This is a genomic window from Afipia sp. OHSU_II-C1 (genome assembly GCF_000497575.1).
Classification (GTDB): domain Bacteria; phylum Pseudomonadota; class Alphaproteobacteria; order Rhizobiales; family Xanthobacteraceae; genus Afipia.
Genome location: NZ_APJI01000019.1, coordinates 64,212 through 83,353, shown reverse-complemented (window position 1 = coordinate 83,353; position 19,142 = coordinate 64,212). Strand labels below are relative to the sequence as shown.

General features: G+C 62.7%; 19 protein-coding genes. 4 read left to right on the top strand and 15 right to left on the bottom strand.

Going from position 1 to position 19,142, the window contains the following annotated elements:
• Positions 1-568: 568 nt before the first annotated feature.
• The 4 genes from I554_RS0120785 to I554_RS0120770 form a co-directional block, all read right to left on the bottom strand.
• Complete coding sequence (locus I554_RS0120785) at positions 569-1,687, bottom strand: DUF2778 domain-containing protein (protein ID WP_024574894.1); 1,119 nt, start codon at positions 1,685-1,687, stop codon at positions 569-571.
• A gap of 222 nt (positions 1,688-1,909) precedes the next feature.
• Positions 1,910-2,212, bottom strand: coding sequence for a hypothetical protein (locus I554_RS0120780; protein WP_024574893.1), 303 nt, complete (start codon positions 2,210-2,212; stop codon positions 1,910-1,912).
• A gap of 142 nt (positions 2,213-2,354) precedes the next feature.
• Complete coding sequence (locus I554_RS0120775; protein WP_024574892.1) at positions 2,355-3,860, bottom strand: glycosyltransferase family 39 protein; 1,506 nt, start codon at positions 3,858-3,860, stop codon at positions 2,355-2,357.
• Complete coding sequence (locus I554_RS0120770; protein WP_024574891.1) at positions 3,857-4,969, bottom strand: glycosyltransferase family 2 protein; 1,113 nt, start codon at positions 4,967-4,969, stop codon at positions 3,857-3,859. Before I554_RS0120770 ends, I554_RS0120775 begins: the two co-directional genes overlap by 4 nt.
• 297 nt (positions 4,970-5,266) lie before the next feature.
• Between I554_RS0120770 and I554_RS0120765 the strand changes: the two genes are divergently transcribed.
• The 4 genes from I554_RS0120765 (at position 5,267) to I554_RS0120750 (ending at position 8,817) form a co-directional block, all read left to right on the top strand.
• Entirely contained in the window at positions 5,267-6,070 is an 804-nt protein-coding gene (locus tag I554_RS0120765) for a DUF72 domain-containing protein (protein WP_024574890.1), read from the top strand.
• 22 nt (positions 6,071-6,092) lie between these two features.
• On the top strand, positions 6,093-6,554 hold the full coding sequence (locus tag I554_RS0120760; RefSeq protein WP_024574889.1) for a DUF488 domain-containing protein: 462 nt from the start codon (positions 6,093-6,095) through the stop codon (positions 6,552-6,554).
• A 114-nt stretch (positions 6,555-6,668) separates the two neighbouring features.
• A complete protein-coding gene (gene bcsS / locus I554_RS0120755; RefSeq protein WP_024574888.1) occupies positions 6,669-7,430 on the top strand; it encodes a cellulose biosynthesis protein BcsS in 762 nt (253 codons plus the stop codon).
• 106 nt (positions 7,431-7,536) lie between these two features.
• Complete coding sequence (locus I554_RS0120750) at positions 7,537-8,817, top strand: MFS transporter (protein ID WP_024574887.1); 1,281 nt, start codon at positions 7,537-7,539, stop codon at positions 8,815-8,817.
• Between the two features lie 4 nt (positions 8,818-8,821).
• Here I554_RS0120750 and I554_RS0120745 read toward each other — a convergent pair whose 3' ends face one another.
• The 11 genes from I554_RS0120745 to I554_RS0120695 form a co-directional block, all read right to left on the bottom strand.
• Positions 8,822-10,123: an adenylate/guanylate cyclase domain-containing protein gene (locus tag I554_RS0120745; RefSeq protein WP_029659835.1), complete on the bottom strand. Its 1,302-nt coding sequence runs from the start codon at positions 10,121-10,123 to the stop codon at positions 8,822-8,824.
• A 54-nt stretch (positions 10,124-10,177) separates the two neighbouring features.
• Positions 10,178-11,326 carry an ABC transporter permease gene (locus I554_RS0120740; protein WP_024574885.1) on the bottom strand — a complete coding sequence of 383 codons (1,149 nt, stop codon included), beginning with the start codon at positions 11,324-11,326 and terminating at the stop codon, positions 10,178-10,180.
• Positions 11,323-12,264, bottom strand: a complete 942-nt coding sequence (locus I554_RS0120735; RefSeq protein WP_024574884.1) for an ABC transporter ATP-binding protein — start codon at positions 12,262-12,264, stop codon at positions 11,323-11,325. The genes I554_RS0120740 and I554_RS0120735 overlap by 4 nt, the downstream gene beginning before the upstream one ends.
• Positions 12,261-13,034, bottom strand: a complete 774-nt coding sequence (locus I554_RS0120730; RefSeq protein ID WP_024574883.1) for an efflux RND transporter periplasmic adaptor subunit — start codon at positions 13,032-13,034, stop codon at positions 12,261-12,263. The genes I554_RS0120735 and I554_RS0120730 overlap by 4 nt, the downstream gene beginning before the upstream one ends.
• Positions 13,031-13,741, bottom strand: a complete 711-nt coding sequence (locus tag I554_RS0120725) for a TetR/AcrR family transcriptional regulator (RefSeq protein ID WP_024574882.1) — start codon at positions 13,739-13,741, stop codon at positions 13,031-13,033. Before I554_RS0120725 ends, I554_RS0120730 begins: the two co-directional genes overlap by 4 nt.
• A gap of 143 nt (positions 13,742-13,884) precedes the next feature.
• On the bottom strand, positions 13,885-14,295 hold the full coding sequence (locus I554_RS0120720) for a DUF4189 domain-containing protein (RefSeq protein ID WP_152527666.1): 411 nt from the start codon (positions 14,293-14,295) through the stop codon (positions 13,885-13,887).
• Positions 14,296-14,363: 68 nt separating this feature from the next.
• Complete coding sequence (locus I554_RS0120715; RefSeq protein WP_024574880.1) at positions 14,364-15,968, bottom strand: molybdopterin-binding/glycosyltransferase family 2 protein; 1,605 nt, start codon at positions 15,966-15,968, stop codon at positions 14,364-14,366.
• Positions 15,965-16,675, bottom strand: a complete 711-nt coding sequence (locus I554_RS0120710) for an XdhC family protein (RefSeq protein ID WP_006021299.1) — start codon at positions 16,673-16,675, stop codon at positions 15,965-15,967. Before I554_RS0120710 ends, I554_RS0120715 begins: the two co-directional genes overlap by 4 nt.
• Positions 16,672-17,001 carry an XdhC family protein gene (locus I554_RS0120705; protein ID WP_024574879.1) on the bottom strand — a complete coding sequence of 110 codons (330 nt, stop codon included), beginning with the start codon at positions 16,999-17,001 and terminating at the stop codon, positions 16,672-16,674. Before I554_RS0120705 ends, I554_RS0120710 begins: the two co-directional genes overlap by 4 nt.
• An 11-nt stretch (positions 17,002-17,012) precedes the next feature.
• The gene (locus I554_RS0120700) at positions 17,013-18,209 is read right to left on the bottom strand and encodes a VWA domain-containing protein (protein WP_024574878.1); all 1,197 of its coding nucleotides are present in this window, start codon (positions 18,207-18,209) and stop codon (positions 17,013-17,015) included.
• A gap of 20 nt (positions 18,210-18,229) precedes the next feature.
• Positions 18,230-19,138 (bottom strand): MoxR family ATPase, encoded by a 909-nt coding sequence (locus I554_RS0120695; protein WP_024574877.1) that lies wholly within the window; start codon positions 19,136-19,138, stop codon positions 18,230-18,232.
• Between the last annotated feature and the right edge of the window lie 4 nt (positions 19,139-19,142).

Sequence of the window (19,142 nt, the reverse complement as noted above, 5' to 3'; positions counted from 1 at the left end):
CCAACCATTGCGTGCGGAACGCCGGATGCCTCCGGCGCAACCGTGGTGACTACGCTCGTGTGCTTTTCACTTTTGCACACGGGGCTGCGGATGCGCTCGCGCATCCGGCGTTCCGCGCGCCCTCATTTTGAGGGAGGAACGAAAAAGAGCTTCGGGCGCCCCCGCGCCGTCCAAATAATAGGGGCGATGGCGCACGGCCCGCAACGGCGCGGGTTTTTAAGACGCGAACGGGGCAAGCCCCGCGCGCGCGCCGTCATAACAACAGGGGTAATTCCGCTTGGCTGTATGAAAATTGAATCTGGATGCGAAGATTGCGCACAATGTTGCCTGATCCACAATCGTCATACGCGGGCTTGACCCGCGTATCCATCACTCAAGAAAGATGGATGGCCGGGTCAAAAGGGCGTTCACGCCCGTCTTCGACGAGCTATGCCCGGCCATGACGAACTGCGAATTTGAACAAGCTCACGGCAAGGCCTGCGCGGGGACGACGCGGAAAGAGCCCCTCACCCGCTCGCTGACGCTCGCGACCTCTCCCCACTCACGGGGGAGGGAGAAACGCAAAACCTCAGTCCTTCAAGCTCGCGACCACGACCAGGCGCCGCACTTCGCCGCGCTGATAGGCTTTCAGGAATGCGTTGTAGTCCTTGAACGACACGCAGCCGTTGGAATCGCCGTTCGGCCCGAGCATGTAGGTGTGCGCGAGCAGTCCGGTGCGGCCGTGGATCGCGCCCTCGCCGCCCACCGGCGTCAGGCGCAGCGCGGCCACGCCGTGAAACAGCGCCTCGCGCGGCTTGAGCGTGTAGATGTGCGGCGGCGTCGCGCCGTGCATGCGGACATTGACGTAGCGCGGATCGTCCAGCTTCGCGCCGAGGCCGGAATGCGCTTCGAGCTTCGAGCCGTCCGGCATGTACACGGTGCGCGCGGTGATGTCGTAGATCGCGGTCAGCTTGTCGTCTTCGCTCGACCCCGCCGGGGTTGCCGAGGTGCCGTCGTTCATCACGCCGCCGTCGGAGCCGGCATAGGCGAGCACGGGCCCCGGCGCGGGCGTCCTGCCGAACAGCTTGTCGAACAGGCTCGGCGTCTTGCTGGCCATCGCGGCGAGCGCGGCGTTCTTCGCGCGCTCCACCATCTCGGAGTGGCCGGGCTTGACGCGACCCTGCTGGGTGAACTTGAAGTCGGCCGGGCGCGAGGACGGCAGCGGAATGCTGGCGACGCGTGCGGATGCCGGCGGAAGCGCAACGTCCGGCGCCTTCGCGATCTCCGCCCGCGACGGCGCGGGCTTCGGCGTATCGGGGGCCGCGACAACCGTCGGCTTGAAGGTCACCGGCGGCGCGCCGAGCGAATGGGTGACGTCCATCAGCGCGGCGTAATTCTTCTGCTCGACGGTGAGCGCGGGCGGCTCCTCGCTTGCGGGCGTCAGCGCCGCGAAGCGGTCGGCGAAGGCCTGCTGATCGAGGCCGCTGGCTGCGGGCACGAACACCACGCGCGCGTCGCGCGAGGCGAGGTCGTAAGCCGTGCCGAACGCATTGCCGCTGAAGACGTTGCTATAGAGGGTCCAGCCGCAGGCCAGCGTCGCGAACGCGATCGCCGCGACGCCTGCAATGTTCAAAGGGCTGGAAGTTCGAACCGAACGACCTTGGGGGTGGGCTGTGTAGCCGGTACGCGCAACAGAACTGGTACTCATACGCCTTGCATCCAGAACAATCCCGCCTTGTCCTTCCGGCTGCATTCGTCAGGTCATGCGCGAACAGCGCATGCGAAAGCGGGCCAGCGTCAGTTGCCTTGCGGAGCTTGGAGTTCCCCACGCGACATCTCGCAAAGGTGCGGAGCGGCATTAAGGCGGCATTTAGTTAAATGCGGATTAAGTGGCGGCGGATGTAAGGCAGGCCGTAAATCCGGGTTCCCTTCACTCGTCGTCGTCATCCGACGGTGGTGGCGGCGGACGCCGGGACCGCTGCTGGGCGCGGCGCGTCTGGTCGGTCGCGCGCGGCGGATTGAACACCGCATAACAGGCCGGGCTGAGGCGCGGTCCGGCATTGCGCAGGCAGGCCTCGATGCGATCGGCATCCGGGATGAATTGCCCGCACAGGCGCATGGCGTCCGGCGTGCAGGCTTCGCGCTCCTGCTCGGTTCCCTGTGCGAAAGCGGGCTGAGCGCAGGCGATCACAGCGAACACAGCGAACACAATGAAGCCAGTCACCTTCCCCATCGGGCGTCTCCTGGATGGATCGATCATCGTGAGCCAACTCACCGGCCGTCAATGCCGTTCCCGCATCATTTCTCCGCATTGCGCGCAAATAATGAGCGCGCGGAGGCGATGTGTTGTCGGAACGGAAACGGCGCGGCGCTGACTATCGAGGCCCGCCAAGCTCCGGCGCAGGCGAGCGGTCGAGCATCTCGCCTTTCGGTCCATCGAGCAGGCTGGCCTCATAGGTCTCAAAGCCGACGCCGCTGCGTTTGCGGGTCAGTTCGGTCAGCGTTTCAGCGCGCGCATAGGTCTCGCGGTAGAACGGGCTTGCGCCGGGCGGGCCGATCAGGAGCGCCCTGCCCGTGAGCAGTTTGGCGCCGGGCTCCTGCATGAAGGTCCAGCGATAGCGCTGCTGGAATTGCGCGATGCAGGTGCCTTTCGGCAGATAGAACATCATCCACGACGTGGTGCCGTAGTCCGCCGCCAGCACGCAGTTTGCATTTTGCTTGATGCGAAGCGCTTCGATCTCTCTGGCCAGTTCCGGCCAGCCGACCCCAACGCTGCGCACGGTGGCATCGCGCCGGAATCCGGTGAACACGCCGGTGTTGGTCTGGACGATCAGCACCACGAACAGGATCACGCCGATCGGCAGCGCAAGACGGCGCGACCAGTTCACCGTGCGCTGCTCGCGCGTGTTCCATGTCGTGCCCCACACGGCGAATGCGGCGGCGATGGCGAATGCCGGATAGATCGGTCCGAGCCAGTTGGCCTCGACGCGGGCGTGCAGCGAGTGCCAGACGAAATAAAGGAAGATCATCCAGACGCTGATGTTGACCAGCGTTGCGCTCGCGGCATTCGCAGCCCTTCCCCGTGCCAGCGCGTAAAGGCCGAGGACGCCAAGGATAAAGACGGACGGCGTCGCGAACGCAAACTGCGTCGGAATCATTTCACCGAGGAACTTGAGCGTCATGCCCTCGACACGCGCACGGCCAAGCTGCTTGATGAACGACACCCACTGATGGTCGGCGTTCCAAAAGATCACGGGTGAGAAAATCGCGACGGCGACAATGCCGCCAGCATAGAGCCATGGCGATACCAGCCAGCGGCGCTGGTCTCTCACCAGCATCAACCACAACAGGATCTGCGCCCCGAAGAACAGTGCGGTGTATTTCGAGAGCAGTCCGAAACCCGCCGCGGCGCCAACTCCAAGCCACCAGATCCCGCGGCCGGTCTCCAGAATCCTGGCGAGGAAATACAGGACAAATGCGGATGCCACCATCAGCGGCGCATCCGGTGTCACGATGGTGGTGCCCACCGACGCCATCAGGGTGGCATTGAGCAGGATCGTCGCCGTCGCGGCGATCCGCGCGTCATCGAACAGAATCCGTGCCGCGCGATAGACCGCCCAGCTCATCGGCAGCGCCAGCAGGACCGACACCAGCCGGACACCGAATTCGGTATCGCCCGCAATCATGGTGCCGAGCCGGATCACCACCGCGACCATTGACGGATGATCGTAGTATCCGCCCGCGAGATGCTTCGACCACGTCCAGTAGTAGGCCTCGTCGAAGGTCAGCGGTGTAAACGCCGCCGCGACCAGACGAAGCAGCACCAGCACGGCGACGGTGAGAGCCGCGCCGCGCGCCAGTTTAGACTCAGACGAAATCATTTTGCGCGCCAGACAAACAGGCTGGACACGCCGTAGTTCCAGACCACGCCCATCAATGCACCGGCGGCACCCGCGAGCCACCAGATCGGCTCCTGATCGAACACAGTCGCCGCGACGCCCACGTTAGCCAACAGCCCGACGCTGCAAACGAGATAGAACAGCAGGAGGCCACGAATGAGCGCGGCGCCCTTCAGGCGCTGGTCGCGATAAGTGAGCTGGTTGTTAAGGAGAAAGTTTCCGGTCATAGCGACAAAGGCAGCAACGCCTTGTGCTTCGGCGAACGGGACCTTGAGCGCAAGCGACGTGTACAGCGTCGCGAAGTGAACGAAGAGACCGATCGCGCCGACAAGAGCGAACAGCAGGAAGCGCAGCGACACCAGATCGCCAGTCAGCTTGGCAAGCACGAGACCGAGGAAGTCCAGCACGACCAGCGAATCCAGCTTGCTCTCGCCATGCTGCCGCGCGCCGAACGAAAACGGCACCTCGACCACGCGGAGTTTTCCGCCGGCAGTCGCCACGATATCGAGCAGGATCTTGAACCCCTGCACCGACAGCGATGGCGCAAGCTGCTCGAACCGCTCGCGGCGGATCATGAAGAACCCGCTCATGGGATCGGCGATTTCGACATGCAGCAGCTTCTTTGCGATGTTGGTCGCAAGTACGCTGCCGCCAAGGCGCGCGCTCCCGAAACTGCCGGTGTCGCCGCCACTGACATAACGGCTGCCGACCACGAGCTCGGCCTGCCCCGATTGCAGCAGCGCGAGCATCTTTGGGAGCTGTGTTTCGTCGTGCTGAAGATCGGCGTCCATCACCGCGACGTAGGGCGCGCTGGAAGCTAGGATGCCCTCGATGCACGCCCCGGAGAGCCCTCGCCGGCCGATCCGGCGAATGCACCGGACACGGGAGTCGGTTTGGGCCAGTTGCCGGGCCACGTCCCAGGTCCCGTCCGGGGAATTGTCATCGACGAAGATGACCTCCCACGCGATGCCGGACAGCGCGGCGTCCAGCTTCGCGAAAAGCTTGGGAACGTTGTCGCGCTCTTTGAAAGTCGGCACCACGACACACAATTGACGTGCAGGTGCTGCCCCGGGTGAGATGGCCTCAGTCATGGAGCCAGCGTATATCCGGGGGACCGGACGATGCCAAGACGCCCTGCCGGGACGCGATTTCGATGCGATAAGGGCTGGAAATCGGGTGGCGGCGGGCATTCAGGGGTCCAGAAATGCCAACGACCACGGAGGGAAACCAGTGAGAGAATCAAGTCTGCGCGTACATCCGGCGCGCCCGACTTCTCACGGTTCTTCTCGTGGTCGTCCCGGCAATGGAGCGGAAGCTGCAACATTGCCGATAGAAGCTAGATAGGTATGGGCCCGGCGTTCCGCAAGAGGCCCTCAAGGGAAGCAAAAATGGCAAAAAAATCAGGGCGAATTCACATCGGGATCGGCGGCTGGACCTTCGCGCCATGGCGGGGCGTGTTCTACCCGGAGAAGCTGGCCCAGTCGAAAGAACTGTCCTACGCGGCCTCCAAACTGACCTCGATCGAGATCAACGGCACTTATTATGGCTCGCAGAAGCCGGAAAGCTTCCGCAAGTGGGCCAGCGAGGTCCCGGACGGCTTCATCTTCTCGGTCAAGGGCCCGAGGTTCGCCACCAACCGCCGCGTGCTCGCCGAGGCCGGGGATTCCATCAAACGGTTCTACGATTCCGGTGTCACGGAAATGGGCGACCGGCTTGGGCCGGTATTGTGGCAATTCGCGCCGACCAAGAAGTTCGACGAAGCCGACTTCGGCGCCTTTCTCGACCTGCTGCCACGCAAGTTCGACGGCCTCGCCCTGCGCCATGTGGTCGAAGTGCGAAATGACAGTTTCTGCACGCCGGCGTTCATCGCGCTGCTGCGCAAGCATAACGTCGCGGTGGTCTACGCCGATCATGCGAAGTATCCGGCGATCGCCGACATAACCTCCGATTTCGTTTACGTCCGCCTCCAGACCGGCAAGGATACGGTGAAGACCGCCTACCCGCCCAAGGAACTGGATGCATGGGCAAAGCGATTGACGTTGTGGGCGCAGGGCAGCGAACCGGATGACCTTGCCCGCTTCGACAAGACGCCGCCGAAGAAAGAACCCCGCGACGTGTTCGCCTATGTGATTCACGAGGGGAAAATCCGGGCTCCCGCTGGGGCGATGGAATTGATCGAGCGCGTGACGTGAGCGAACGAGGACGGGAGACAGCATGGCCAAAGCCAAAAAGCTCTTCACTATCGGCTACGAACAAACGCCGCCGAAAGCGGTGCTCGACGAGCTGCAGCACGCGGGCGTGAAGCTCCTTGTCGACGTGCGCGCGATCGCGTCATCGCGCCGCCCGGGATTCTCCAAGACCCAGCTCGCAGCAGGGCTCGATGAACGCGGCATCTCGTACGTCCATTTGCGGGGACTCGGTACACCGAAGGACGGCCGCGAGGCCGCGCGCAGCGGCGACATGAAGGCGCTGTCGAAAATCTATCACGCGCACCTCAAAAAACCTGAGGCGCGTGCGGAGATGGACGAGCTTGCGGCGCTGGTCAAAAAGGCCGGACCGGTCTGCATCCTCTGTTACGAGCGCGACCACACCGCCTGTCATCGCAAGTTCATCGCCGAGATTATCCAGGACCGTGAAGGCGTGAAGATCGAGAATCTGGCCGCCCCCCAGTTCTGAGTTATCCACAGGGCATCGGCGGGCCCCGATCTGTTCGCTAGACGAACGCGGCCTTTGGCGCTCTAATCATTCTGTATTTTTATGTAAGCATTTGTACCGGGGCTTGGGGGCTCCATGCGTTGCGTTGGAAGGGTGCGCGCGTTTTGCGTCACCGCCGCCGCGTTGCTTTGCGGAGGCTCTCCAGCTGTGGCCGATCCTCTGAACGAGCTGATACTGCCACCAGCAAGCAACCTCAGCGGCGGCGCATATCCCGAGAAGTTTCTCTATTTCAGCGGCTTCGATCTCTGGCGCAGTGGCGGCTCCTTCTACGGCGGCCTGCAATGGGCCCCCGGCGGCCTCAACGAGGATGGCTTCACACTCAAGGTGCTGCTTGCACAAGGCAGTTATCGCTACCTCGCTGGCAGCACCAACATTCGCGGCACCGGACTGCTTGGAGCGATCCTTCCGGGCTGGCGGATCAAGCGCGGCGACGTCGAAATCAAGGTCTTCGCCGGTCTCGATCTACAGAACCATCGCCTGTCGCCGGACGATCCCAGCAACAGCCTGCGGGGCAATCATGCCGGCCTGCGCATAGGCGCGGATCTCTGGTGGGAGCCCACCCCCACCATGATGCTGGCGTCGTCGATCTCCGGCTCGACCATCGGCAACAGCTTCGGTGTGCGGGGCGCCGCGGGCTGGCGTGTGATGGACCGCTTCTGGGCAGGTCCCGAGGTCGAGACATCAGGTGACGAGGTGTATCGCCAGTATCGGATCGGTGCACATCTGACGTCCCTCAAGACCGCCGCTTTCGAATGGTCGCTGGGCGCGGGCTATGTTCAGGACAACAGCCATCGCTCGGGCCTCTACGGGCGCATCGGCGTGCTCACGCGCCGATAGCGCAGACTAGACTTTGGTCGCCCTCAAATAAACCGCGGGGAATGTTGAAGCGCATCGATTTGCATCATACATAACCCTGCTTTCTTCTCACCCTTCAGGACACGTAATGCTTTCTTCGTGGGTTTCAGCACGTCTTGCCGCGCGAGGCATCCACTATGGCTGGGTCATGGTGGCCGTGACGTTCCTGACGGCGCTTATCAGTTCGGCCTCCGTGGGTGCGCCCGGCGTCTTCATCCTGCCGCTGGAGAAGGAATTCGGCTGGAGCACGACGCAAATATCCTCCGCGCTGTCGATCCGTCTGCTGTTGTTCGGTCTGATGGCCCCCTTCGCCGCAGCACTGATGGTGCGCTTCGGGCTGCGCAACGTGGTGATTTCCGCGCTGACCATCATTTCGGTGGGCCTGCTCGCGTCACTGGCCATGACCCAGGCCTGGCATCTGATCGCGCTGTGGGGTTTTGTCGTCGGCTTCGGCACGGGCATGACCGCGATGGTGCTGGGCGCAACCGTCGCCACGCGCTGGTTTGTCGCGCAGCGAGGGCTGGTCGTCGGCATTCTGGCGGCCAGCGTCGCAACCGGACAGCTGATCTTTCTCCCGATCATGGCCTATCTCACCGAAGTATTCGGCTGGCGCACCGCCATGGGCACCATGTGCGTGATGCTGGCATTCGCCGCCGTGACAGTCTTGCTGTTCATGAGCGACCGGCCATCGGATCTCGGTTTGCGTCCTTATGGTGATAACGGCAGCGCTCCCCTCCCGGCGACGCCCCTTGCCACGTCGATCATCGCCGCTGCGTTCGCGGCTCTTCGCGATGCGTCGAAAACCCGCGTGTTCTGGATTCTGTTCGGCACGTTCTTCGTCTGCGGCGCCAGCACCAACGGATTGGTCCAGACCCACCTCATCCCGATGTGTGCTGACTTCGGCATTCCCGCCACGACATCCGCAAGCCTGCTCGCGGCCATGGGCATCTTCGATTTCGTCGGCACCATTGCGTCAGGCTGGCTTTCGGACCGCTACAGCAACCGCTGGCTGCTGTTCTGGTATTACGGCCTGCGCGGGCTGTCGCTGGTGTTCCTGCCGTTCACCAATTTCTCGTTCTATGGCTTGTCGCTGTTCGCCGTGTTCTACGGTCTTGACTGGATTGCCACCGTCCCGCCGACCGTGAAGCTGACGGCGAAGCACTTCGGCCCGGAGCGCGCGGCGATGGTGTTCGGCTGGATTTTCGTCGGCCATCAGCTTGGATCGGCAACGGTCGCATTCGGCGCGGGCCTGACGCGAACATTATATGAAAGCTATCTGCCGGCGTTCTTTGCCGCTGGCATCCTTTGCCTGATCGCGGCGGCGGTGATGATGCTGCTTCGGAACAACCCGAAAGCGGCGACGGCATAACAGATCAGCCGAGGCGCCAGACCGCCATCGGCTGCTCGTAGCCTTTCACCGCGACCTCGCCGAGCGATATCGCGTCCGCGCAGGCATCGCCGAGAGAGTCGCGAACCGCCGACGAGACCAGAAATTGCGAGTTGAATTCCTTGTTGAGGGCTTCAAGCCGCGCCGCAAAGTTCACCGTGTCGCCGATGACCGTGTATTCCTTGCGCCGCGATGAGCCGATGTTGCCGGCGACGACTTCACCGAAATGAAGTCCGATTCCGACGCGCAGCGCCCAGGTATTCACTTCATTGTTGCGCGAGACCGCGACCAGCATCTCACGCGCCGCCTCGACCGCGCGGGCCAGCGCGTCGGGCGACTCGAAGGGCGCTCCGAAAATCGCCAGAAATCCGTCACCGAGAAACTTGTTCACGATGCCGCCGTGACGGTCGACGATCTCAACGAGAACTCCGAATACGCCATCCAGCCGGTCGACGATTTCCTGCGGCGTATGCGACCGCGCGGCGGCCGTAAAGCCGCGGAAATCAACAAACATGACGGCAACGCGGCGGATGTCGGTCGCCGTGCTGGTTCCTTCCGTCAGGAGGCGCTCCACAACCTGCGGTGAAACATGCTGACCGAACAGATTGGTCACCCGGTCACGAGCGGATGCAGCCGCAATGCTCTTCTCGAACTGCCGCCGTAGCTGAACCCCGACCGCTCCCGCGAGCACGCCGCCAGTAAAGAAGATCAGGCTGCGCGCGAAATGGTACTCGAATTCCGGCCGCCCATCGGGATGATAAAGCATCGCCATCGCAAGCAGTTCGGCAGCGGCGACGAACCCGGTGAAGGTCGACAGCCAGAAATCAAGCCGCAACGTGGAAAGAATGATGAAAACGAAATAGACCAGCGGCGCGACGAAACCGAGCGCCGTGACCGACCCCATGTTGTCGATGTGAAGCGCAAGCGCGATCGTCGGCATGCTGGTTTCGATGAAGGCGCTTGCGTAGCGCCTTGCGACCGATACGTCGCGGTCAAGCTCGAGTTGCCGCTTCACCAGCGCATGGGCGAGCAGCTCAAACAGAAGGAAAGGCCCGAGAACGATGAAGAGATAAGCCGGTTTGAGATTGCCGTGCCAGAGTCGTTCGATTTGTTCAGGTGCGATCAGGTACACCGTCCACAACATGCCGGCGATCGCCGAAGCCGTAACGATCAGCGTCTTGATCCGGATCAGTTCGGTTTTCAGAATTTCCTGCGTCAATGCGCGGTGGAAGTCCGCGGAAACCGGCTCCCGTTCTTCGCTGCTCAAAAGCTCTTTCAGACCGCGCATCATGCCTGCCCCTACAGCGCCTTTACGGGCAGAATACAGCATCGGCCAGCGGCCTCAATCCAAAGTGCGCCGGAATCGCGTGACAGCGATGCTCATGGCGACCAGCACCAGCACGCACAGAGCGACGGCGTCGTACTGCAGGTTCTCCAGCGACGCGCCTTTCAGCATGATGGCGCGGACGATGCGAATGTAGTGGGTCAGCGGGAGCGCTTCGCCGATCCACTGGGCCCAGACCGGCATGCCCGCGAATGGGAACATGAATCCGGACAGGAGAATGTTCGGTAAGAAGAACATCATCGACATCTGCATCGCCTGAAGCTGGTTCTGCGCGATGGTCGAGAACGTGTAGCCGATCGACAGATTGGCCGCGATGAACAGTGTCGAAAGGGCGGCCAACACCGACAGGCTGCCGAGGATCGGCACATGGAACAGGAAGTAGCCGATGCCGATGATGATTGTCGCCTGCAGAAAGCCGACGAGCACATAGGGAATAATCTTGCCGAGCATCACCTCCACCGGCGTGATCGGCATGGCGAGCAGATTTTCCATGGTGCCGCGTTCAATTTCGCGGGTCACCGACAGCGCAGTGAAGATCAGCATGGTCATGGTCAGGATTGTCCCGACAAGACCTGGCACGATGTTCAGCCGCGATTCCGCTGCCGGGTTGTAGCGCGCATGGGCGCGGATTTCGAACGGCATTGAAGGTGGATCGCCGGCGTAAAGATCGTGCTTGAGAGCCGACTGCGCGATCTGTCCTAGTGCGCCGAGCGCCGACCCTGACGCCACCGGATCGGTAGCGTCCGCAGCCACGAGCAACGCCGGCCTGTCGCCGCGCCGGACCGCGCGCTCGAAGCCGCGCGGAATTTCGACCCCGAACAGGACCTTGCCGGACTCGAGCAGACTGTCGAATTCAGCGACCGTATGGACTTCGCGCGTGAAGCGGAAATAGGCGGTGTTCTGAAGCGCCTTCAGGATCGAGCGTCCGAGATCGCTGTCCTCCTGCAACAGCACAGCCGTCGGCAGATTACGCGGCGTGGTGTTGATGGCGTAGCCGAACAGCAGCAACTGCATGATCGGCAGCATCACGATCATCGCAAATGAGACGCGGTCGCGGCGCAGTTGAAGGAATTCTTTCACCAGCATCGCGTATGTGCGCTGCCAGAAGCCACGCGCGCCGCCGTTGCCGATTTCGGTTACGCTCATTGGAAGTTATCCTTCGAGCGGCTCATCAACTCAATGAAGACATCTTCGAGCGATGGTTCGGATTTATGCCATGTCGTACCGCCGCCAGACCTGTATGGCGCGATTGCGTCCTCAAGCGCTGCCGCATCGCGTCCCGACACATGCAGACTGGTGCCGAACGGCGCGACCATATCGACCCCGGGCTTGCCGGTGAGATCGGCGGTCAGCTTGTTCAATCCCTCGCCGGTCACGGTGTAGGTCGTCAGCGCCGACTTTGCGATGACGTCTTCGACGGTGCCGTGCACCAGCAGGTTGCCGTAGGCGATGTACGCGATCTCGTGGCAGCGCTCGGCCTCGTCCATGTAGTGCGTCGAGACCAGCACCGTGAGCCCCTCGGCCGCCAGCGCATGGATCTCGTTCCAGAATTCGCGCCGCGCCTTGGGATCGACACCAGCGGTCGGCTCGTCGAGCAGCAATAGCTGAGGACTCGGCAATGTGCAGGCGCCCAGCGCAAGCCGCTGTTTCCAGCCGCCGGACAGTTCGCCGGCAAGCTGTTCTTCGCGCCCCGACAACCCGATGCGCTTGATCATCTCGCGCGCCGCGCCGCGCGGGTCCGGCACGCCATAGAGCCGCGCGACGAACTCCAGATTCTCCCGCACAGAGAGATCCTGATAAAGGCTGAAACGCTGCGTCATGTACCCGACGCGCCGCTTGATCTTGTCGGCATCGCGCCGGATGTCGTAGCCGAGGCATGTCCCCTCGCCGCTGTCTGGCGTCAGAAGTCCGCACAGCATGCGGATGGTTGTGGTCTTGCCCGAGCCGTTAGGACCGAGAAATCCGTAGATCGAGCCGCGCTTCACCTGCATCGACAGATCGTGCACCACCTCACGGCCGTTGAACGACTTCGACAGGCCGTGGACCTCGATCGCGATATCGGATTGTGCGGTGTCGATGCTCACGGCGTCTTGCCATTGGTGAAAATGCTCACCGGCTGACCGACGCGCAGGCTGTCCGGCTTGTTCGGCCGCGCCTGGATCAGATAGACCAGCTTCGAGCGCTCATCGAGACTGTAGATCACGGGCGGCGTGTATTCCGCCATGGTCGCGATGAAATAGATTTTCGCGGTCAGGTCGCTGGCGCAACCGTCGCATGTCACGCGTACTTCATCACCGACCTTGAGCCTGGGTAATTCCGGCTCCGGCACAAAGAAGCGAACCTTCATGTTGCCGGGCGGCAGGATCGACACCACCGGCTTTTGCGCGGGAACTGTCTCGCCCTCGCGGAAATAGATCTGCTGAATCGTGCCGGCGATAGGCGCGTTCATCCGGCGGCGGGCCAGCCGCGTCTGCGACGTGTTCACCTGCGCTTCGGCAACGCGCAACGCGGCCAGCGCGGAATCGAGGTTTGCCTGCGTGCCGGAGCCGGTCTTGCTCAGAGACGCCGCGCGATCGTAGGCCTGCCGCGCATTGACGAGCGTGGCATTGCTCTGGTTCAGGGCAGCCTGCTGGAGATCATCGTCGACCGCAAACAGCGGCATGCCGACTTCGACCCTGTCGCCTTCGCGAATACTGAGTTTGACCACGCGCCCCTGCTCGTCCGGGCTGACAAAGATCATGTCGGCTTCGACCCAGCCCTGATAACCGGGCTTTTTGGAATCCCAGCAACCCGCCAGGCTTAGGGAAGCCAGCAACAGCACCAAACTTTGCGAAACACCTCGCGACGCAATCATGTCGCTTTCCCTTCACTAAAAATCAGATCGAGATGAACCCGCAGCATCGCGGCAACATCGAGCGGTGCCTGCTTTCCGAAAAGACCTTGCCAGATCACCGCAACAACCAGCGGAGCGACCAGCAGTTGCGGAAAATCCGCCAGTCCCGGATTGCGGATTTCGCCGCGCGCGATGCCGTATTCGATCAGCTTGCGCATTCCGGCGATACCGTGCGTGATCACCTCGCGGTAATAGAAATCCGCGAGTTGCGGGAAGCGCGTGCCTTCGGAAATGATCATCCGCACGATGTCGGCGCGCTTTGTGCCGATGACGTCGCGAGCAAACGTCTCGGCCAATAATTCGATCGCCGCGCGCGCCGATCCCGCGCCTTCCCCGATCTGCGGATTCGAAATCCGGACAATCAGCGGCCCCAGCGCCGTGCGCACCAGTTCCTGAAACAGCGCTTCCTTGTCCTTGAAGTGCAGATAGATCGTACCTTTGGCGACGCCGGCGCGTTTGGCCACATCGTCGAGGCGCGTCGCCGCAAATCCTTTGGCGGTGAATTCATCGAGACCCGCCGCGATGATCGCAGCACGCCGTTCGGTGGCACCGACCGCGCGCTTTGACGGACGCGGCGATGCAGCGCGATCCGCCGGCGCGCGCGTCCTGGCCTTGCGCGCGGCTTTGTCTTTCACGGGACGCGTGTCGATCAGCGGGAGTTTTGCCATCCGTTGAATATGACTGACTGGTCAGTCATATTCAAGATCAGAAAACAAACTTTCCAAATAAGTCTCTTAAACCTTTGATTATATGCAGATTATTCAACCACCCAAGCAAGTGCTGCGGCAAGAGGCTTTGCTGAAAGCCTCTCCTAGCCCTTGGCGTCGCACGCCCAGGCACGGATGACGCATTCCTTGCCGCCGAACGCGTAGCACTTCTTCATCGCCTCATTGAGTGCGCTGGAAATGCGCGGGGCAACGGCATAACCATGGGCTCCGCACGGCTTGGTCATATCGAGCGACAGCGCAGCACAGGCGCGTTTCATGGTCACTGCCGAGCACTCGCCCTTGCATTGCTTGAGGGCAGCGGCTCGTGCGGCCTGCTCGGCGGGATAGTCGAATGCCTGGCCATAGGCGCCGCACTTGCCAATCGCCAGCGCGCCAGCGGCAAACGCCGGTGTGGCAGCAAGGTGGGCGGCAAAAGCTGAAACCAAAGCAAAAATAAAAACAGCGCGGCAACACGCCGCCGTCAAAGCCGTCAACGTCCCCTCCCCAGAGGTCATTCCAGGATCACACTAGGCGGAAGGGCGTTTCAACTTGGTGAACAAGGCGGAAAGAAAGGAGGTAAACGCTAGCCGCGCCGTGCGTCTGCCAGCATTTCCGGCGTATCAATATCGAGAAAAGCGCTCTTGCCCTCAACCTCGACTTCTGCGACCGCTTCAGCATGCTGAGCGATCAGGTGCCGCGCACCGATATCACCATCGAGCGTCATCAATTCCGGGAAGAACCGCCGCGACCACAACACTGGATTACCGCGCCGGCCGCCCGCCACCGGCACGACGATCAGTGATCCTCGATCCGGCGCGAAAGCATCCACCAGGCGGTCGATCAGTTTAGCGTCGATCAGCGGCATGTCGCCCAGACACACCACAGCACCGTCAGCGGTCTCAGGGACCGCACCGATGCCAGCCTTCACGGAAGTTGCGAGGCCTTCGGCAAAATCAGGATTTCGCGCAAACTCGACCTTGAGCCCTTTCAGCGCCGCTTCGACCTCCAGGCTTTGGTGGCCGGTCACAACAATGACAGACGATGCCTTCGAGGCCAGCGCCTGTTCGGCGACGATCCGCACCAGCTTCTTCCCGTTCAGCTCGGCCAGCAATTTGTTCGGCCCGCCCATGCGCGTCGAGCGTCCCGCCGCGAGGATCACGGCTGCGACCTTGCGATTGCCATCGGCCTCGACCGGGACACGCGGCTGCGGCCGGGTCACGATTTCCATCAACAAGCCGCCGACGCCCATGCCTGTGACATCCGTACGGGTAACAGGAAGACCGGCCAGCAGGCGCATCAATATCCAGTCGAATCCGTTTTCCTTCGGCGAGCGTGCACAGCCCGGCGCGCCGAGTACCGGTGAATTTCCGACCTTGCCGATCAGCATGAGATTGCCGGGATCGACCGGCATTCCGAAGTGCTCGACCGCACCGCCGATCCGTTCGATCGCCGCCGGGATCACGTCGCGCCTGTCGGCGATCGCGGAGGCACCGAACACCAGCACCAGTTCGGCGCCGAGCGCGAGCAGTTCTTCGATGGCGGGCGCAAGCGCGCTCTCGTCATGCGGAACGCGGCGTTCGCCGATGATGCGAGCGCCGGTCGGAGCGAGACGTTCCTCGGTGACGCGCAACGTTTTCTCGATCACCTTCGGAGCCAACCCAGGCAGGATCGTCGAAATAATTCCGACGCGCTTGATCCTGAACGGCGCGACCCGCATCCGCCCCGCACTGGCAGCGACCACGGCAGCGTCGCGCAGCTTCGCCTCCACGCCAAAGGGAATGATCTTGACGGTAGCGATCATTTCTCCGGCAACCACCGGCTTGAAAGCTGACAGCGTGGCGAAGGTGATCGCCTCATCCACCCGGTTGATACGGTCGACGGCATCGCGGTCAACCACCAGCACGCCGGCTTCCGCTGCAAACAGGTTGGCGCGGCCAGTGAAGGCGCGCTCGACGTCGACGCCCTCGCCCGCCACCGCCGCAGCGATACTGGCGGCTGCCTCGTCCTCAGACACATCGTCCTTGTCCAGGCGCGCGACGACGATTTCCTTCACGCCGGCCTGCTTGAGGGCCGCGATTTCAGCCGCGCCGATGACAGTGCCTTTCTTGAGGACGAGCGGCCCCTGACGGATAGCGTGAACGGTGACGCCGCCGATGCTGTCTTCCGGCGCAACAGGACCGAATTTCATGCCGCTGACTTCGTCTTGAGGGGCGTGTCTGCAGGAAGCCGGAGCCGCGCTGTGATCTCGGCCATGATAGCGACCGCGATCTCCGAGGGCGACACCGCACCGATATTGAGACCGATCGGCGCGTGGATGCGCGCCAGCGCGGCGTCGCTCGCACCCTGGGCCTTCAGACGCTCGAGACGTTTGCCATGCGTCTTCCGCGAGCCCAGCGCGCCGATGTAGAAACAGTCGCGTTCGAGCGCATGCAGCAGCGCCGGATCGTCGATCTTGGGATCGTGGGTCAGCGCGACGAACGCCGTGTAGCGGTCGATGTTGAGCGGCGGCAGCGCCACATCGGGCCAATCCGCAAACAGCGGCACATCGGGGAAACGTTCGGGCGAGGCAAAGGCCGTACGCGGATCGACCACGAACACATCATAGTCCAGCGACTGCGCCAACGGCGCCAGCGCCTGACTGATATGGACCGCGCCGATAATCACCAAACGCGCGGTCGGCGCATACACATTGAGAAACAGCTTCCTGCCGTCACTCTCGATCATGCCGCTCTTGCCCATGCGCAGATGCTTGTCGAGTTCGGCATGAAGCGGATCGGCCGCGATGTCCGCCGCCTTGATCAGGCGCTGGTCGCCGCTCACCACATCGGTCACGACGATCACAGCCCGGCGCGCCGCGCGCTCGGCGTTCAGCTCTGCCAGAGTATTCTGTTTCAAGAGTTGTCCACCTTCTCGACGAAAACGCGGATCGTGCCGCCGCACGACAGTCCGACATTCCATGCGGTCTCGTCGGCCACGCCGAATTCCAACATCTTCGGCTTGCCGCTGGCGATCACGTCGAGCGCTTCGGTGACCACCGCACCTTCGACACAGCCGCCGGAGACGGAGCCGAGAAACGTGCCGTCATCGTTGATCACAAGGCTCGATCCCGCCGGACGCGGCGCGGAGCCCCAGGTCTCTACCACGGTGGCGAGCGCAACACCGTGACCGGACTTCATCCAAGTCTCGGCGGCCTTCAGGATATCTTCGTCGCGGTTGAGCATGGTTCGATTCCTCAAGCTGCGGAGCGGGTCTCAATACGCCGTGGCGGCTGGTCCGACGACAGCGCGTCGATCAGCCCCTCCATCGACTTCAAGTTATGCACGGGACGGAATTCATCAACATGCGGCAGCATCATTTTGATGCCCTGCGCCTTGGCTTCAAAGCCCTCAAAACGCAGAAGGGGGTTGAGCCAGATCAGGCGGCGGCAGGACCGATGCAGCCGGTCCATCTCGAACTCCAGCCGGGTATCAGCCTCGCGCTCCAGCCCGTCGGAGATCAGGAGTACGATGGCACCCTGCCCCAGCACCCGGCGGCCCCAGAGGTTGTTGAAGTTGTGCAGCGAGGTCGCAATCCGGGTGCCGCCCGCCCAATCCTCGACACTGCTTGAGCAGGCCGCCAGCGCTTCATCGGGGTCGCGCGCGCGTAGCGCACGCGTCACGTTGGTCAGCCGCGTGCCGAACAGGAACACGGAGACGCGTTTGCGCGCATCGGTAATCGCATGGAGGAATTGCAGAAACAGCCGGGTGTAGTCGGTCATCGAGCCGGAAATATCGAGCAGCGCCACGATCGGCGCCGGCTTGTCGATGCGCCCGAGCCGCTGGAATTTCACGATCTCGCCGCCGGTGCGCAGACTGCCACGCAATGTCCGTCGCAGATCGAGCCGCTGGCCTCGCGCGTCCGGCTTGAAGCGGCGCGTGCGCAGCTCAGCCTGCGGAAGCTTCATCTTCGCGATTGCGCGGGTAACCTCGGCGATCTCGGCCGCGCTCATCTGCGCAAAATCCTTGCGCTGAAGCACCTCGCGGTCGGACACCGAGAGCTGGACGTCCTTCTCCTCGACTTCCGGCCCTTCGATATTGCGGCTTTGCGCGAACGCCTCCTGGACACGTCGTGAGGCTGGCGGCGGCGGCTTCTGCGCCTCGGGCGGCAGCGGCACCGAGTCGAGCATACTTTCCGTGCCCTCGGCGCGTCGGAAGAACAGGTCGAACGCCTGCGCGAAGATCAGCGCATGCTCATGGCGTTTGACGAAGATCGATTCGAGTGTGGTGAACAGATCGGCACGGTTGCCGATATCGATCAGTCGCATCGCCTTCAACGCGTCGATCACAGCGCCCGGCCCGATCGGCAGTCCGGCGACGCGCAATGCGCGCGCAAAGCCGATCACATTGTCAGCGATCAATCCGGTCGTTGGGGTCTCGATGTCATCTGCCATGACGATTCCCGAAAGCGCATTCAGGCCGCAGGATCGCTGACGGCTTCCTTGATGACCTTGTCGAGTGCCGGCCCCTGCATGCGCGCGATATCGTCCTGATACTTCAGCAGCGCGCCGAGCGTATCGCCCACCACCTGCGGAGTCAGCGAACGGGCATCGAGTTCGGTGAGAGCCGTCGCCCAGTCGATGGTCTCGGCCACGCCGGGCACCTTGAACAGATCCTGTTCGCGCAGCGCCTGCACAAAGCCGACCACCTGCTCCGACAGCTTCGCGCCGATATTCGGCACACGCGACTTGACGATGGCAAGCTCGCGCTCGGCGGACGGATAGTCGACCCAATGGTAAAGGCAGCGGCGCTTGAGCGCGTCGTGGATCTCGCGCGTGCGGTTCGAGGTCACGATGACGATTGGCGGCTGCGGCGCCTTCACGGTGCCGAATTCCGGGATCGTCACCTGAAAGTCGCTGAGAATTTCCAGCAGATAGGCCTCAAACGCCTCATCCGCGCGGTCGAGTTCGTCGATCAGCAGCACCGGCGGTCCGGCAACATCCGGCTCCAGCGCCTGCAGCAGCGGCCGCTTGATCAGATACTTCTCCGCAAACACGTCGGCAGACAGTTGTTCGCGGTCAGTCTCGCCGCTCGCTTCCGCCAGACGAATGGCGATCATCTGCGCAGCGCTGTTCCACTCATAGACCGCGGACGCGACATCGAGGCCTTCATAACACTGCAGACGGATCAGCTTGCGCCCGAGCGCCGCGCTGAGAACCTTCGCAATCTCGGTCTTGCCGACGCCGGCCTCGCCTTCGAGAAACAGCGGACGGCCCATCCTGAGCGACAGGTAGACCACTGTCGCGAGCGAACGCTCCGCGAGATAGCCGCGGCTGGTGAGCAGATCGAGCGTTGCATCGACGGACGCCGGGATCTTGCTCATGAGG